The 15,170-nt window shown below is 72.1% G+C and carries 16 protein-coding genes; 6 read left to right on the plus strand and 10 right to left on the minus strand.

What is annotated here, in order from left to right; translation table 11 throughout:
* Window positions 1–85 precede the first annotated feature (85 nt).
* Complete coding sequence (gene mutS / locus LY05_RS03420; protein WP_249041844.1) at window positions 86–2,788, plus strand: DNA mismatch repair protein MutS; 2,703 nt, start codon at window positions 86–88, stop codon at window positions 2,786–2,788.
* 111 nt (window positions 2,789–2,899) lie between these two features.
* Window positions 2,900–3,175: an HU family DNA-binding protein gene (locus tag LY05_RS03425; RefSeq protein WP_072746916.1), complete on the plus strand. Its 276-nt coding sequence runs from the start codon at window positions 2,900–2,902 to the stop codon at window positions 3,173–3,175.
* A gap of 70 nt (window positions 3,176–3,245) precedes the next feature.
* On the opposite strand, the gene LY05_RS03430 is transcribed toward LY05_RS03425, so the two are convergent.
* The 5 genes from LY05_RS03430 to rph are packed head-to-tail and all read right to left on the minus strand — an operon-like array spanning window position 3,246 to window position 6,724.
* Window positions 3,246–3,650 carry a YbaN family protein gene (locus LY05_RS03430; protein WP_148922111.1) on the minus strand — a complete coding sequence of 135 codons (405 nt, stop codon included), beginning with the start codon at window positions 3,648–3,650 and terminating at the stop codon, window positions 3,246–3,248.
* A 41-nt stretch (window positions 3,651–3,691) separates the two neighbouring features.
* Window positions 3,692–4,981: a radical SAM family heme chaperone HemW gene (hemW, locus tag LY05_RS03435; RefSeq protein WP_148922112.1), complete on the minus strand. Its 1,290-nt coding sequence runs from the start codon at window positions 4,979–4,981 to the stop codon at window positions 3,692–3,694.
* Window positions 4,982–5,010: 29 nt separating this feature from the next.
* Complete coding sequence (locus LY05_RS03440; RefSeq protein WP_148922357.1) at window positions 5,011–5,388, minus strand: RidA family protein; 378 nt, start codon at window positions 5,386–5,388, stop codon at window positions 5,011–5,013.
* Window positions 5,389–5,390: 2 nt separating this feature from the next.
* Window positions 5,391–6,008, minus strand: coding sequence for a non-canonical purine NTP pyrophosphatase (locus LY05_RS03445; protein ID WP_148922113.1), 618 nt, complete (start codon window positions 6,006–6,008; stop codon window positions 5,391–5,393).
* Complete coding sequence (gene rph, locus LY05_RS03450) at window positions 6,005–6,724, minus strand: ribonuclease PH (RefSeq protein ID WP_072746913.1); 720 nt, start codon at window positions 6,722–6,724, stop codon at window positions 6,005–6,007. Before rph ends, LY05_RS03445 begins: the two co-directional genes overlap by 4 nt.
* Window positions 6,725–6,880: 156 nt before the next feature.
* Here rph and hrcA point away from each other — a divergent pair, with 156 nt between their 5' ends.
* From hrcA to LY05_RS03465, 3 genes are read left to right on the plus strand one after another with little or no spacing between them, the layout of a single operon-like run.
* Window positions 6,881–7,972: a heat-inducible transcriptional repressor HrcA gene (gene hrcA / locus LY05_RS03455; RefSeq protein WP_072746912.1), complete on the plus strand. Its 1,092-nt coding sequence runs from the start codon at window positions 6,881–6,883 to the stop codon at window positions 7,970–7,972.
* 2 nt (window positions 7,973–7,974) lie between these two features.
* Window positions 7,975–8,631: a nucleotide exchange factor GrpE gene (gene grpE / locus LY05_RS03460; RefSeq protein ID WP_148922114.1), complete on the plus strand. Its 657-nt coding sequence runs from the start codon at window positions 7,975–7,977 to the stop codon at window positions 8,629–8,631.
* On the plus strand, window positions 8,628–9,026 hold the full coding sequence (locus LY05_RS03465; protein ID WP_245728428.1) for an acyl-CoA thioesterase: 399 nt from the start codon (window positions 8,628–8,630) through the stop codon (window positions 9,024–9,026). The genes grpE and LY05_RS03465 overlap by 4 nt, the downstream gene beginning before the upstream one ends.
* A 112-nt stretch (window positions 9,027–9,138) precedes the next feature.
* On the opposite strand, the gene paaE is transcribed toward LY05_RS03465, so the two are convergent.
* The 5 genes from paaE to paaA are packed head-to-tail and all read right to left on the minus strand — an operon-like array spanning window position 9,139 to window position 12,789.
* On the minus strand, window positions 9,139–10,212 hold the full coding sequence (gene paaE / locus LY05_RS03470) for a 1,2-phenylacetyl-CoA epoxidase subunit PaaE (protein WP_072746910.1): 1,074 nt from the start codon (window positions 10,210–10,212) through the stop codon (window positions 9,139–9,141).
* Window positions 10,213–10,225: 13 nt separating this feature from the next.
* Complete coding sequence (gene paaD, locus LY05_RS03475) at window positions 10,226–10,711, minus strand: 1,2-phenylacetyl-CoA epoxidase subunit PaaD (protein ID WP_245728427.1); 486 nt, start codon at window positions 10,709–10,711, stop codon at window positions 10,226–10,228.
* Window positions 10,708–11,472: a 1,2-phenylacetyl-CoA epoxidase subunit PaaC gene (paaC, locus tag LY05_RS15245; RefSeq protein ID WP_148922115.1), complete on the minus strand. Its 765-nt coding sequence runs from the start codon at window positions 11,470–11,472 to the stop codon at window positions 10,708–10,710. Before paaC ends, paaD begins: the two co-directional genes overlap by 4 nt.
* Window positions 11,472–11,756 (minus strand): 1,2-phenylacetyl-CoA epoxidase subunit PaaB, encoded by a 285-nt coding sequence (gene paaB, locus LY05_RS03485; RefSeq protein WP_148922116.1) that lies wholly within the window; start codon window positions 11,754–11,756, stop codon window positions 11,472–11,474. Before paaB ends, paaC begins: the two co-directional genes overlap by 1 nt.
* Before the next feature lie 25 nt (window positions 11,757–11,781).
* Complete coding sequence (gene paaA / locus LY05_RS03490; protein WP_148922117.1) at window positions 11,782–12,789, minus strand: 1,2-phenylacetyl-CoA epoxidase subunit PaaA; 1,008 nt, start codon at window positions 12,787–12,789, stop codon at window positions 11,782–11,784.
* A 235-nt stretch (window positions 12,790–13,024) separates the two neighbouring features.
* On the opposite strand from paaA, the gene LY05_RS03495 reads away from it, so the two are divergent.
* Window positions 13,025–15,166 carry a hypothetical protein gene (locus tag LY05_RS03495; protein WP_148922118.1) on the plus strand — a complete coding sequence of 714 codons (2,142 nt, stop codon included), beginning with the start codon at window positions 13,025–13,027 and terminating at the stop codon, window positions 15,164–15,166.
* Window positions 15,167–15,170: the final 4 nt, after the last annotated feature.

The raw sequence follows: 15,170 nt of genomic DNA on the forward strand, positions 1-15,170 counted from the left end.
CGGCCGCAAGCGCAGTTTTCGCGCCGGTTCCGTCGCGCCGCGCGCCATGCTATCCGCCCTTGGGGATCCGACGGACGGACAGGACATGACCCGGAGCAACACCAAGCCGGCGCAGGGCGGCGTCGACGTCGCCGGCGCCACGCCGATGATGGCGCAGTATCTGGAGATCAAGTCGCGCTATCCCGACGCGCTGCTGTTCTACCGGATGGGCGATTTCTACGAGCTGTTCTTCGAGGACGCGGTGCAGGCGGCCGCGGCGCTGGACATCGCGCTGACGCGGCGGGGCAAGCATCTGGGCCGCGACATCGAGATGTGCGGCGTGCCGCATCACTCGGCCGAAAGCTATCTGCAGACCCTGATCCGCAAGGGTTTCCGCGTTGCGGTGTGCGAGCAGCTCGAGGATCCGGCCGAGGCGAAGAAGCGCGGCCACAAGGCCGTGGTCAAGCGCGACGTGGTGCGCCTGGTCACCCCCGGCACGCTGACCGAGGACAGCCTGCTGGACGCGCGCTCGCACAACTACCTGGCCGCATGGGCCGAGATCCGCGGCGAGGGAGCGGTGGCGTGGCTCGACGTCTCGACGGGCGATTTCCACGTCGCCGCCTGCCCGCGCCCGGCGCTGGGGCCGATGCTGGCGCGGCTGGCGCCGTCCGAGCTGCTGGCCTCGGAGGCCGCGGCGGGCGACGAGGCGCTGGGCTCGCTTGCGCGCGAGGCGGGGGCGGTGCTGACCCCGCTGCCCCGGTCCAGCTTCGACAGCGCCGGCGCCGAGGCGCGGCTCAAGGCCCTGTTCGGGGTCGAGGCGCTGGACGCCTACGGCGCCTTCGCCCGCCCGCAGCTGGCGGCGATGGGCGCGGTGGTGGCCTATGTCGAGCTGACCCAGCGCGGCAAGCTGCCCATGATCCGCCCGCCCGCGGTCGAGGGGCCGGGCGGGGCCATGCGGCTGGATGCGGCGACGCGCCGCAATCTCGAGCTGACGCGCACCCTGTCGGGCCGGCGCGAGGGCTCTTTGCTGGCGGCCATCGACCGCACGGTGACGGGGGCGGGGGCGCGGCTGCTCGAGACGCGGCTGGCGGCGCCTTCGACCGACCGCGACGAGATCGCCGCGCGCCACGACGCCGTGGACTGGTTCCTGGACCGGCGCGACCTTGCCGGCGCCGCCCGCGAGGCGCTGCGCAAGACGCCCGAGATCGAGCGCGCGCTGGGGCGCCTTGCGCTCGAGCGCGGGGGGCCGCGCGACCTGGCCGCGATCCGCGATGCGCTGGCCCGCGCCCAGGATCTGGCGGCGGCGCTGTCGGGGGCCGAGGCGCCCGCGCGCATCGCCCGCGCGCTCGAGGCGCTGTGCGGGCATGATGCGCTGGTGGGCCTTCTGGACGCCGCGCTGATCGCCGAGCCGCCGCTCATGGCGCGCGACGGCGGCTTCATAGCGCCCGGCTTCGACCCCGAGCTGGACGAGGCGCGCAGCCTGCGCGACGAGGGCCGCGGCGTGATCGCCCGCCTGCAGGGAAGCTATGTCGAGCGCACCGGGATCAACGCGCTCAAGATCAAGCACAACAACGTGCTCGGCTATTTCGTCGAAACCCCGGCCACGCACGCGTCGCGGATGATGTCCGAGCCGCTGTCGCAGACCTTCATCCACCGCCAGACGCTGGCCAACGCGGTGCGCTTCACCACCGTCGAGCTGTCCGAGCTGGAGACGCGCATCCACAACGCCGGCGCCCGCGCGCTCGAGATCGAGCAGCGCCGCTTTCAGGAGCTGCGCGCCGCCGTGCTCGAGCGCGCCCCCGCCATCGCCGCCGCCGCGCGCGCGCTGGCCGAGATCGACCTGTCGGCGGCGCTGGCCGAGCTTGCCGCGCAAGAGGACTGGACCCGCCCGCAGATCCTGCCGGGGCGCGAGTTCGAGATCGAGGGCGGCCGCCACCCGGTCGTCGAGCAGGCCCTGCGGCGCGCGGGCGAAAGCTTCGTGCCCAACGACTGCGACCTGAGCGCCGAGGGCGACGACGCCCGCCCCGTCTGGCTTCTGACCGGCCCGAACATGGCGGGCAAGTCCACCTTCCTGCGGCAGAACGCGCTCATCGCCGTGCTGGCGCAGATGGGCGCCTTCGTGCCGGCGGCGCGCGCGCGCATCGGCGTCGTCGATCAGCTGTTCAGCCGCGTCGGCGCGGCCGACGATCTGGCGCGCGGGCGCTCGACCTTCATGGTCGAGATGGTCGAGACCGCCGCCATCCTCAACCAGGCGGGCCCGCGCGCGCTGGTCATCCTCGACGAGATCGGGCGCGGCACCTCGACCTATGACGGGCTGTCCATCGCCTGGGCGACGCTCGAGCATCTGCACGACGTCAACCGCTGCCGCACGCTTTTCGCCACCCATTATCACGAGCTCACCGCCCTGGCGGCCCGCCTGCCCGGCCTGCGCAACGCCTCGGTCGCGGTGCGCGAGTGGGAGGGCGAGGTGATCTTCCTGCACGAGGTGCGCCCGGGCGCCGCCGACCGGTCCTACGGCGTGCAGGTGGCGCGGCTGGCCGGCCTGCCCGAGGCGGTGATCGCCCGCGCGCGCGAGGTGCTCGAGGCGCTCGAGCGCGGCGACCGCCGCGAGGGGGGCGAGCGCGTGCGGGCGCTGGCGGACGATCTGCCGCTGTTCTCGGCGGCCCGCCCGGCGCCCGCCCCGGCGCCGGCGCGCGCGCCCTCGCAGGTTGAGCGGCGCCTGCGCGAGCTTTCGCCCGACGACATGACGCCGCGCCAGGCGCTCGAGCTGCTCTACGAGCTGCGCGATCTGCTCGACGACGCAGGGTAAGCGCGCCCCCGCGGGCGGCGCGAAGCCTGTCCACGCTTGACTTTGCCCGCGATTACGGTGTTGTGGGGCGGCGATCGAACGACGCATTGTCCGAGAACGGAGGGACCACCCGTGAAGAAAGATGAACTCGTCACCGCGCTTGCCGAGGCCAGCGGCGAGACCAAGTCCAGCGTCGCCGCCGTGCTGGCCGCGCTTCCGCGCGTCGCCGAGGCCGCGCTGAAGCAGGGCAAGACCGTGACGATCAACGGTCTGGGCAAGATCGACGCGGCCGAGCGCGCCGCGCGCGAAGTGCGCAACCCGCAGACCGGCGAGAAGAAGATGGCCGAGGCCCACATGGCCCCGCGCTTCAAGTTCGCCGCGCCGTTCAAGGCCGCCATCCGCGGCTGAGGCCGGATCCGGGCGGGCCGCCGCGGTCCGCCCGGCCCGCGCCTTGCGGCCTCGGGGCCGCGCGGCGCGGTCAGACGCCGCCATCGCCGGGCGGCCGCGGGCTCTGGTCGGCGGGGGGGCGTTCGCCCTCGGGACGCGTCCAGATGAAGATCCCGACGCACAGCAGCGCCGGCGCCTGCGCCGCCAGCACCCAAAGCGGCGCGCCCAGGGCCACCGACATCCCGAACACGAAGCACAGCGACGCCAGCGCCCACAGCTTGAGCGGGCGGCGGATGGCGCCGTTCCTGCGCCAGTCGAGAATGGGCTTGCCCAGCACGGGATGCGAGATCAGCCAGTCGTGAAACGCCGGCGAGGACCGCGCGAAGGCGTAGGCCGCCAGCAGCAGGAACGGCACCGTCGGCATCAGCGGCAGCACGATGCCGATGACCGCCAGAAGCAGGCTGAGCGCGCCGACCAGGAACCAGAACACCTTCATGGGGCCTGTCTAGCGCCTGCGGGCGCGCAGGGCGAGGGCGTTCAGGCCACAAGCTCGCGCAGCGCCGCATCCAGCAGCGCGCGCCCCTTGCGCGTGGCGGCGAGGCGCTCGGCGCGCCAGGTCAGGACTCCTTGCTCGACCAGCCGCGCCACCCGCTCGGGGTCAAACGGACGCCCGCCCAGCCGGGCATGGCGCGCGGGGTCGGTTCCTTCGGCGAGGCGCAGCGACATGAGCAGGTATTCGGCGGCCTGATCCTCGGGGGCGATCTCTTCGAAGGACGCGGCCGGACGGCCCGCGCGCATCGCCTCGAGCCAGGCGCCGGGCGCGCGCAGGTTCTCGGTCGCCAGGCGGCGGCCCTCGACCGTCAGGCGGCCATGGGCGCCGGGACCCGCGCCGACATAGTCGCCATAGCGCCAGTAGATCAGGTTGTGGCGGCTCTCGTCGCCCGGGCGGGCGTGGTTCGAGATCTCGTAGGCGGGCATGCCGGCGGCCTCGCACAGCTCCTGCGTCAGCTCGTACATGCGCGCGGCGTCGTCGTCGGCGGGCAGGCCGCGCAGGCGGCCGCGCGCGTGCAGCTGGGCGAAGCGGGTGCCCGGCTCGATGGTCAGCTGGTAGAGCGACAAATGGTCCGCCGCCAGGTCCAGCGCGCGGCGCAGCTCTGCCTCCCACGCCTGCGGGGTCTGGTTCTGGCGCGCATAGATCAGATCGAAGCTGACCCGTCGGAAGACGGCGCGCGCCACGTCGAAGGCGGCCATGGCCTCGGCCGCGCCATGCGTGCGCCCCAGCGCGCGCAGGTCGGCGTCGTTCAGCGCCTGCACCCCCATCGAGACGCGGTTGACCCCCGCGGCCGCGTAGCCGCGAAAGGCGGCCGCCTCGACCGAGGTGGGGTTGGCCTCGAGGGTGATCTCGGCGCCGGGCTCGAAGCCCCACAGCCGCTCGACGGCGTCGATCAGCGCGGCGACGGTGGCCGGCGGCATGAGGCTGGGCGTGCCGCCGCCGAAGAACATCGTGCGCGCCCGCCGCCCCGGGGTCAGGCGCGCGGCGGCCTCTAGATCGGCGATCAGCGCCTGGCGCCAGGCGTCATGGTCGACATGGGCCGAGACGTGCGAGTTGAAGTCGCAATAGGGGCATTTCGACTTGCAGAACGGCCAGTGGACGTAGATCCCGAAGCCGCCCGCGCGCCAGTCCTCGGTTGCGCCGGGGTCGGGTGCGGGGGCGGTGGCGCGGTTGCGGTCGGGGTCGGGTGCGCCTTCCGGCGCCGAGGGGCGGGGCGCCGGCCGGGCGGCGGGCGGCGCGTCGCCGGGGCGGATGGCGAAGGGTTCGGGCGGCATGGGGCGTCCTTTCCGGGCGCGGGCGGCGCTCAGACGTCGCGCAGCGCCGTCGCCTCGATCTCGATCTTCATCTCGGGGCGCAGCAGCCCGGCCACGATCAGCGTCGCGGCGGGCGGCGCGTCGCCCAGCCAGCGGCGCACGACGGGCGCCGCCGCCTGCCAGTGGGCGGGATCGCTGACGTGATACTGCACGCGCACGATGTCGCGCATCGAGAAGCCCGCCTCGCGCAGGGTGCGGGCGATGGTGGCGAAGGCGTTCTCGGCCTGCTCGGCGGCGCTCTCGGGCATGGTCATGTCGGCGTAGTCGTAGCCGGTGGTCCCCGAGACGAAGCACCACGGCCCGCGCACGACGGCGCGCGAATAGGCGTAGTCGCGCTCGAAGCTCGAGCCGGTCGAGATGCGCCGCACGCTCATGCGCCCTGCTCGAGCTTGCGGCGCAGCAGCGCGACGGCGCGGGCGCGGTGCGACATGGCGTTCTTCTCGGCTGGGTCCATCTGCGCGAAGGTCAGCGCGTGGCCCTCGGGCTGGAAGATCGGGTCGTAGCCATGCCCCAGCGCCCCGCGCATGGGCCAGACGAAGGTTCCCTCGACCTCGCCGCGGAACAGCTCGTCATGGCCGTCGGGCCAGGCCAGGCACAGCACGCACACGAAGCGCGCCCGCCAGGGCTGCGGCGCGCCCGAGCGCAGCAGCTCGTCATGGGCGCGGCGCATGGCCATGACGAAGTCGCGCCCCTGGGGCGTTTCGGCCCAGTCGGCGGTGCGCACGCCCGGCGCGCCGCCCAGCGCGTCGATGGCGATTCCGCTGTCGTCGGCGAGGGCGGGCATCTGCGCCGCCTTGGCGGCCGCGTGGGCCTTGATGCGGGCGTTGCCCTCGAACGTGTCCTCGGTCTCGGCCGGTTCGGGCAGGCCCAGCTCGGCGGCCGAGACGGGCGCAAGCCCATAGGGCGCCAGCAGCGCGCGGAATTCCTCGAGCTTGCCGGCGTTGTGGGTGGCGATCAGCAGCCGCGGGCCGGTCAGCTTGCGGCTCATGCGCCCTCCACCGCCGCCTTCTGCGCGGCGACCAGCTGGGCCACGCCCTTGTGCGCCAGCTCGAGCATCACGTCCAGTTCCTGGCGGCTGAAGGGCGCGCCCTCGGCCGACATCTGCACCTCGACCAGGCCGCCCGAGCCGGTCATGACGATGTTCGCGTCGGCGCCGGCCTCGCTGTCCTCGGCATAGTCCAGATCCAGCACCGGGCGTCCGCCATGGATGCCGCACGAAACCGCCGCCACGTGATCGACGATGGGGTTCTCGGACACCTCGCCCGCGCGCACCAGCTTCTCGGCGGCAAGGCGCAGCGCCACCCAGCCGCCGGTGATGGCCGCGCAGCGGGTGCCGCCGTCGGCCTGGATGACGTCGCAATCGACGGTGATCTGGCGCTCGCCCAGAACGACGCGGTCCACGCCCGCGCGCAGTGCGCGGCCGATCAGGCGCTGGATTTCCTGCGTGCGGCCCGACTGCTTGCCCAGCGCCGCCTCGCGCCGGTTGCGGGTATTGGTGGCGCGGGGCAGCATGCCGTATTCGGCCGTGACCCAGCCAAGGCCCGAATTGCGCATCCAGGGCGGGGTGCGATCCTCGATCGAGGCGGTGCACAGAACATGGGTGTCGCCCATGCGGATCAGGCACGAGCCTTCGGCGTGCTTGGCGACGCCGGTTTCGATGGAGACGGGGCGGAGCTGGTCCGCTTCGCGGCCGGATGGGCGCATGTGCAATGTCCTCGTGGCTTTCCTACGGCGCCTGTCATACTCTTGGCGCGCGCCGGGGTCCATGCCTTGCCCGGGGCGCGGGGGCCGATTGACCGAGCGGGCGGCGGCGCCTAGATTCCGGACATGACAAGGCAGTTTTCGAAAGGCGACGCGCACATGACCGGCCAGCCGGCCAGGCTCAGCGACCTGAACGACCGCAGCCGCGAGATCTTCAGGCGCCTTGTCGAGACGTATCTCGAGACGGGCGACCCCGTCGGCTCGCGCACGTTGTCGCGCAGCATGGACAACGCGCTTTCGCCGGCCACGGTGCGCAACGTGATGCAGGATCTGGAGCATCTGGGGCTGCTGGGCAGCCCCCATGTCTCGGCCGGCCGCGTGCCGACCGAGATGGGCCTGCGGCTGTTCGTGGACGGGCTGCTCGAGATCGGCGACATCTCGCCCGAAGAGCGTCAGCGCATCGAAAGCGGCCTGACCGCGGACGAGCGCGCCGCGGGCGATCTGACGGGCATGCTGGCGCGCGCGGGGGCGCTGTTGTCGGGGCTGACCCGCGGCGCAAGCCTGGTCTTCGCGCCCAAGACCGAAGAGCCCATCAAGCATATCGAGTTCGTTTCGCTGTCGCCCGAGGCGGCGCTGGTGGTGATCGTGACCGAGAGCGGCGCGGTCGAGAACCGCCTGTTCGCGCCGCCGCCGGGGCTGACGCCCTCGGCCATGCGCGAGGCGGCGAACTTTCTCAACGCGGCGCTGCGCGGGCGCACGCTGAGCGAGGCCAGCGCCGTCATCCACGAAGAGATCGCCGCCCGCCGCCGCGAGCTTGACGCGCTGGCCGCCCAGCTGGTCGAGCGCGGCGCCGAGATCTGGCAGGGCGACGGCGGCGCGCATCCCGAGCGGGTCATCGTGCGCGGCGCGGCCAACCTGCTGGACGACGTCGCCAGCGAGGAGGAGCTCGAGCGCATGCGCCGCCTGCTCGACGACATGGAGCGCAAGGAGGACCTGCTTCAGCTGCTCAACCTGGCCGAAGAGGGCGAGGGCGTGCGCATCTTCATCGGCTCCGAGAACAAGTTGTTCTCGCTTTCGGGTTCATCTCTGGTGATTTCGCCATATATGGATGCGGAACGTCGAATCATCGGCGCGATCGGGGTGATCGGCCCCACGCGCCTGAACTATGGCCGCGTCGTTCCCATCGTCGACTACACCGCCCGCCTGATGGGGCGGCTGATGTCGGACCGGCGGCGCGGCATGAAGGGATGACCATGTCGCAGAACCAGAATCACGAGAACGACCGCATCGAGCAGCCCGAAGCCCAGGCCGAAGCCGAGGCGGGCGCCTCGGCCGCGCCCGAGCCCGCGGACCCGGTCGAGGCCGAGCTCGAAGCCCTGCGCGCCGAGCGCGATTCGCTGCGCGACAAGCTGATGCGCGCGCTGGCCGAGGCCGAGAACATCCGCAAGCGCGCCGAGCGCGACCGCAAGGAGGCCGAGGCCTATGGCGGCACGAAGCTGGCGCGCGACGTGCTCGACGTCTACGACAATCTGGGCCGGGCGCTGGCCGCCGCCGACGAGGCCGCGCGCAAGCACGCCCGCGCCCTGATCGAGGGCATCGAGCTGACCCAGCGCGAGCTGCTGGCCGCCTTCGCCAAGAACAAGATCGAGCAGGTCACGCCCGAGATCGGCGAGAAGTTCGATCCCAAGCTGCACCAGGCGATGTTCGAGGCCCCGGTTCCGAACGCCGAGCCGGGCACGGTGATCCAGGTGATGCAGCACGGCTTCACCATCTCGGGGCGGCTGCTGCGCCCGGCCATGGTCGGCGTCGCCGCCGCGCGCCCGGCCGGCGCGGGCGAACAGGACGCGGCCGACGGCCAGGGCGCCGAGGCCGAGGCGCCCGCCGACGCCGGCGGTCCCGAAGCGCAGTGAGCGGCGCGCCCGAACAGGGCCGGCCCATCGGGCCGGTGACGCTGCAGACCATCGCCATGCCGGCGGACACGAACGCCAATGGCGACATCTTCGGCGGCTGGCTGATGGCGCAGATGGACCTGGGCGCTTCGGTGCCCGCGCGCACCCGCGCGCGCGGGCGCGTGGCCACGGTCTCGGTCGAGGCGATGACCTTTCACCGCCCGGTGCATGTGGGCGATCTGGTCTCGATCCACTCGCACATCATGCGCGAAGGGCGCAGCTCGATGACCATCGGCGTCGAGGTGTGGATCACTCGCCAGCCCAGCGGCGAGACCATGCGCGTGACCGACGCGGTGTTCCATTTCGTCGCCATCGACGAGAACGGCAAGCCGCGCCCCCTGCCGCCGCGCGAGTGACCGGGCCCGCCCCCGCGGCGGATCCGCGAGCGACCGGGCCCGCCGCCGCGCCGGATCGCGGCCGGGCCGGCCGGGGCGCCCGATCCGGTCCCGGATCGGGCCGGGGCCGCGGTCAGACCGCGTCGAAGTCCAGCACCAGCCTTTCGCTGCGCGGGCGGGTCTGGCAGGCCAGGGTGTAGCCGGCCTCGACCTCCCACGGCTCGAGCGAATAGTTCACCGCCATTTCGCTCTCGCCCTCGACCACCTTGCAGCGGCAGGTGCAGCACATGCCGCCCGCGCAGGAGTAGGGGATCTCGAGCCCCGAAGCCTGCGCGGCCTCGAGCACGGTCTGGCCGGGGCGCGTGACGCGGAAGCTCTTGCGCGCGCCGTCCAGCACCGCCTCGATCACCGCGCCCTGCTCGGCGGCGCGTGCGGCGGCGTCCGAGACCGGGCGCGGGGCGGCGTCCTCGGCCGGGGTGAAGCGCTCGAAATGGATGCGCTCTTCGGGCATGCCCATTTCGCGCAGGGCGCCGGCGGCGGTCTCGATCATCTCGCCCGGGCCGCAGATGAAGGCGGCGTCGTGCCGGGCCGGGTCGATCAGCCCCGCGCGGGCCATGCGGCGCAGGCGCTCGGCGTCGATGCGGCCGTGCAGCAGCTCGACATCCTGCGATTCGCGGCTGAGGACATGGATCAGCTCGAAGCGGTCGATGAAGCGGTCCTTCAGGTCCTCGAGCTCTTCGCGGAACATGATCGTCTCGGTCGCGCGGTTGCCGTAGATCATGGTCACGCGGCTTTCGGGCTCGTTCTCGAGCACGGCGCGGCAGATGGACAGGATCGGCGTCACGCCCGAGCCGGCGGCGAGCAGCAGGTAATCGTGCCGCCCGCCCGGATCGACGCCGAAGCGCCCGTCGGGGGGCATGACCTGGATGCGGTCGCCGGGGCGCAGGCGCTCGCACACGAAGGTCGAGAAGCGCCCGCCCTCGAGCTTGCGCACGCCCACGCGAAGCCCGCCCTCGGGGGTCGAGCAGATCGAGTAGGCGCGGCGCAGGTCCTGCCCGTCGATCGTGGCGCGCAGCGTCAGGTGCTGGCCCGGGCGGAAGGCGAAGGCCGGGCGCAGCGCCTCGGGCACGTCGAACAGCACCGAGACGGCATCGGGGGCCTCGGGGCGCACCTCGCGCACGGTCAGCTCGTGGAATCCATGGGCCATCGGGCGATCCTCGTCACAGGCACTTGAAATAGTCGAAGGGTTCCTTGCAGGCGCGGCAGCGATAGAGCGCCTTGCAGGGGGTCGATCCGAACTCGGACACGCGCTCGGTGTCGTCCGAGCCGCAGCGCGGGCAGGGGGCGGCGGTCTCGCCGAACAGGGCGCGGGTCGAGTTGCCGCCCTGGACGGGCGGGGCGATGCCGTAGGCGCGCAGCTTCTCGCGCCCCTCTTCGGTGATCCAGTCGGTGGTCCAGGGGGGCGACATGACGCGCTCGACCCGGGCCTCGAAACCCGCATCGCGCAGCGCCGCCTCGACCGCCAGCTCGATGGCCAGCGTCGCCGGGCAGCCGATATAGGTGGGCGTGACCTGCGCGACGGCGACGCCGTTCTCGATGCGCACGTCGCGCAGGATGCCCAGATCGGCCACCGTCACGACCGGGATCTCGGGGTCGGGCACGGCGGCGGCGACCTGCCATGCGCGGCGGCGGTCCAGCTCGCTCACCAGCGCGCCCCCGGATGCGCGCGAGCCACATATTGCAGCTCGGTCAGCAGGTGGCCCAGATCCTCGCCATGCAGGCCGGCGCGCCCGCCCGAGCGGGGAAAGAACCGCTGCGGACGCTCGAGCCGCGCCTCGCGGAACACCTCGTCCACCACGCGGTCCCATTCGGGCCGCAGCGATGCGGGGTCGGGCGCCAGGCCCGCCTCGGCCAGCGCGTCGGTGACCGCGTCGGTCTCGAACAGCTCGGGGGTGAAGCGGTGCAGCTCGTCCACCGCCTCGCGCATGCGGCGCGCGCTTTCCTCGGTGCCGTCGCCAAGGCGGATGACCCACTCGCCCGCATGGCGCACATGGTAGGCCATTTCCTTGACGGCCTTGGCCGCGATCGCCGCGAAGCCGTCATGAGCCGAGCCTTGGGCCGCGTGCCAGTAGGGCTGCATGAAGGCGGCGAAGTAGAGCTGGCGCAGCATGGTGTGCGCGAAGTCGCCGTTGGGGCGCTCGACCAGCAGGCAGTTCGTGAACTCGCGCTCCTCGCGCAGATAGGCGAAGTCGTCCTCGGCGCGGCCCTTGCCCTCGATCTCGCCGGCAAGGGTGTAGAGCGCGCGCGCCTGCCCGATCAGGTCCAGCGCCATGTTGGGCATGGCGAGGTCCTCTTCGAGCATGGGCGCATGGCCGCACCATTCGGACAGGCGATGCCCCAGGATCAGGCAGTCGTCGCCCAGCCGAACGAGCTGACGGAACAGCGCGTCCTTGAGCCTCTGCTCCATCACATGTGCCCCACTTCTTCGGGAATGTCGTAGAAGGTGGGGTGACGGTAGATCTTCGAGGCGGCGGGCTCGAAATTCTCGTCCTTGCGGGCGGGGTCCGAGGCGACGATTGCCCGGGACGGGACGACCCAGATCGACACGCCTTCGCCGCGGCGCGTGTAGACGTCGCGCGCGGCCTGCAGGGCCAGTTCGGCGTCGGCCGCATGGACCGAGCCGACATGCTTGTGGCTCAGACCGTTGCGGGGGCGGATGAACACCTCCCAGAGCGGGGTTTCTTCGGTCATGGCTTTTCTCCTGCGGGGGCGGGGCTCATTCGGCCGCGGCGCGGGCCGCCTGGCGCCGGGCCGCGCGCTTGCGCGCGTGGGCGAGGGCGGCCTCGCGCACCCAGGCGCCGTCTTCCCACGCCTTGCGGCGGGCGCGGATGCGCTCGCGGTTCATGGGGCCGCCGCCCTTGACGACGGTCCAGAACTCGTCCCAGTCGATGGGGCCGTGGTCGTAGCCGCCCTTGCCGCCGTTCTTGTCCGGGTTCCAGCGCAGCTCGGGGTCGGGAATGGTCAGGCCCAGATACTCGGCCTGCGGCACGGTGGCGTCGATGAAGCGCTGGCGCAGCTCGTCGTTCGAGAAGCGCTTGATCTTCCACTTCATGGACTGCTCGCCATGCACGCTGTCGGTGTCGTGCGGGCCGAACATCATCAGCGAGGGCCACCACCACCGGTTGAGGGCGTCCTGCGCCATGGCCTTCTGCTTCTCGGTGCCGCGGCACAGCGTCAGCATGATCTCGTAGCCCTGGCGCTGGTGGAAGCTTTCCTCCTTGCACACGCGGATCATGGCGCGCGAGTAGGGGCCGTAGGAGCAGCGGCACAGCGGGATCTGGTTCATGATCGCGGCGCCGTCTACCAGCCAGCCGATGGCGCCGATGTCGGCCCAGGTCAGGGTCGGATAGTTGAAGATCGAAGAGTATTTCGCCCGCCCGTCCAGAAGCTGCTCGGTCAGCTCCTCGCGGCTGACGCCCAGGGTTTCGGCGGCGGCGTAAAGGTAAAGGCCGTGGCCGCCTTCGTCCTGCACCTTGGCCAGCAGCGCGGCCTTGCGGCGCAGGCTGGGGGCGCGGGTGATCCAGTTGCCCTCGGGCAGCATGCCGACGATCTCCGAATGGGCGTGCTGCGCGATCTGGCGGATGAGCGTCTTGCGATAGCCCTCGGGCATTTCGTCGTTCGGCTCGATCTTCTCTTCGGCGTCGATTCGCGCCTGGAAGCGGGCCAGGAATTCCTCGTCCTCGTGCGTGGCGCCGTCGGCGCCGATCAACCCTTGGGAATACATGCGTTTCCTCCGCCAGCTGGGTCGGACCTGCGGCGCGGGTCCGGCCTGTCGGGATGGATGATATGTGACACTGTTTATGCAATCAACAATAATCTTGTAACATATCGCCTCAGGGGCCCGCGGCGCGGCGGCGTAAACCGGAACTTAACGCTTTGCTGGTAACCATTCGGGACGCAGCCGAAGCGCCCCCGCATCCGTTCGGGCGCGCGGCCGTTCTTCCCGAAAGAGGTGTGGCATGGACGATCTGAGGGCGTTTTCGCCCCGCTGGACGATTCCGCATGGGATTTTGCGCGCGCCCGACGGCGCGGGCGGCTTCGCGCCCGGCGCGGCGCCGGAGGGCTCGGTGCATGGGGCGGCGATCGCCGATGGCGGGGTCGGGCTGGCCAAGCTGGCCGACCTGCCCGCGGGCACGCTGCTGGGCCGCGCGCCGGGCGCCGACGGGCCGCCCCAGGCGCTGACCGCCGCGCAGGCGACGGCGATGCTGGCGACGCCCTTCGTCTATCCGACGCTGGCCGATCTGCAGGCGGCGGATCACCCGGAAACCGAGCCGGGAACGCTGGTGCGCGTGCTCGAGCGCGCCGAGGGCGCGGGCGGCGGCGCGCATTGGCGCGTGGTCGATCAGGCGCCCGCGCATCCGCTGTGGGTGACCTCGAACGGCGGCGCCGTGATCTGGGAAATCGCCGAAGAGGTCCTGACCCCGCAGATGGCCGGCGCCGTCGGCGACGGCGTGACCGACGACGGCTGGGCGCTGCAGGACATGATCGACTGCCTGGCCTCGCGCGGCGGCGGAGAGGCGCTGTTCACCCGCTTTCACGCCTGCGCCCAGCGCCTGGACGTGACCGGGCACGACATCAAGCTGCGCGGACTGGGGCCGATGACCAGCGGCGTGCTGTTCACCGCCAAGGACGCCCGCTTTCACTGCGGCGCCTCGGGGTGGCGCTTCATCGTCGAGGACATGCTGGTCTCGGGCGAATACGTCGCCGATTACTGCTTCTATCACGAGGGCAACAACGCCAACCCCGAGATCCGCGGCTGCCGCGTCGAGAAGGCCGAGAAGGCCTGCGTCTTCTACGACTGGGAGACGACGGCCTGGAAGATCGTGAACAGCAACATCGCGCTGGCCGGCGCGCGCGACGCCAGCGGCATTCTCACGCCCGGCGCCCATGCGGTGCACGCCCGTTGCATCGGCGAGATCACCGGCGGCTCGATCCTGGCCTCGGCGACGGGCCATCTGCTGTTCGTCGAGGGCTCGCAGTATCAGGAGGAGGTGCGCGTCAACGTCGTGGGCGGGCGTCTCAACTCGGGCTACGAGGGGCTGCTCAAGGTCGTGGCCACGCCCGACCCCGACCCCGCGCCGCCGGGAACGACGGCGATCGAGGGGCAGGTGATTCCCTGGCGCGGCATGGGCCACAACCGCGGCGTGACGGTCAATCTGCTGGGCACTTATCTCGAGAATCCCGGCGAGGTCTCGTTCTCGGGCGCCAGCGGCGAACCCGAAGCCTCGGTTCACGCCATCGGCGAGGGCGCGCGCGTCAACATCGAGGCGCCGCTCAAGCATCTGATCCGAAAGGCCAAGTGCGCCTATCTGGCCGAGGACGGCGCGCAGATCCATGTGCGCAGCCGCGGCTTCATGGCGCGCGCCCAGCTGCTGGGCGGATCGCCGCGGGCGGCCTTCGCGCGCGCACGCCGCTCGGGGTCCGACACGCCCGGGCGCATCGTGCTGGGCGATCTGCCGACATTCTGGGACGAAAACGGGCTCGAGAGCATGTCCGAGTGGCTGTCGCTCATCGAGTGCGAGGGCGCGCCCGCCGGTCTGGCCGTGAGCCCCGAGCGGCTGCGCAAGGTGGCGGTCGCGATGGATGGCGGCTCGACGGCCGGGATGACGGTCAGCGCGGGCACGGTTTCGGTGGACGCCGATCCGGCGAACCGGCTGACGGGCGCGGGGTCGATCCGGCTCGAAGGCGGCGGCCAGAGCGCGGCGACCAGCTTCCGGCTGGACTGGACCGTGCCCGCGCATCTCGAGGGGCACGCGCTGATGGCGCTTGCGATCGCGCGTTTCGGCCAGACGGGCGCCGACTGGGGCGGAGCGCTTGGGGCGCCGACGCCGCGCTTCCGCGTCGAGGATCCCGCGGGTCAGCAAAGCGGCGCGGGCATCTTCCCGTGGTGGGCGGCGACCCTGCCCGCGCCGGTTCCCGCGCCGGGCCAGGGCGCGCAAAGCGGCTGGTGGTGGTTCCCGGTCTTCTTCAAGGTGCAGACGGCGGGGACCGTGCGGCTGGTCTTCAACCTCGACACCCAGTCCCAGGCGCTGGACGACGTGGCGTGGGTGGACTCGGTGTCGGTGTTCGAGATCGAGGGGCGGCTGCCCGACCTGCTCTGATCTC

Origin of the sequence: Oceanicella actignis, assembly GCF_008124525.1 — a bacterium.
GTDB lineage: Bacteria > Pseudomonadota > Alphaproteobacteria > Rhodobacterales > Rhodobacteraceae > Oceanicella > Oceanicella actignis.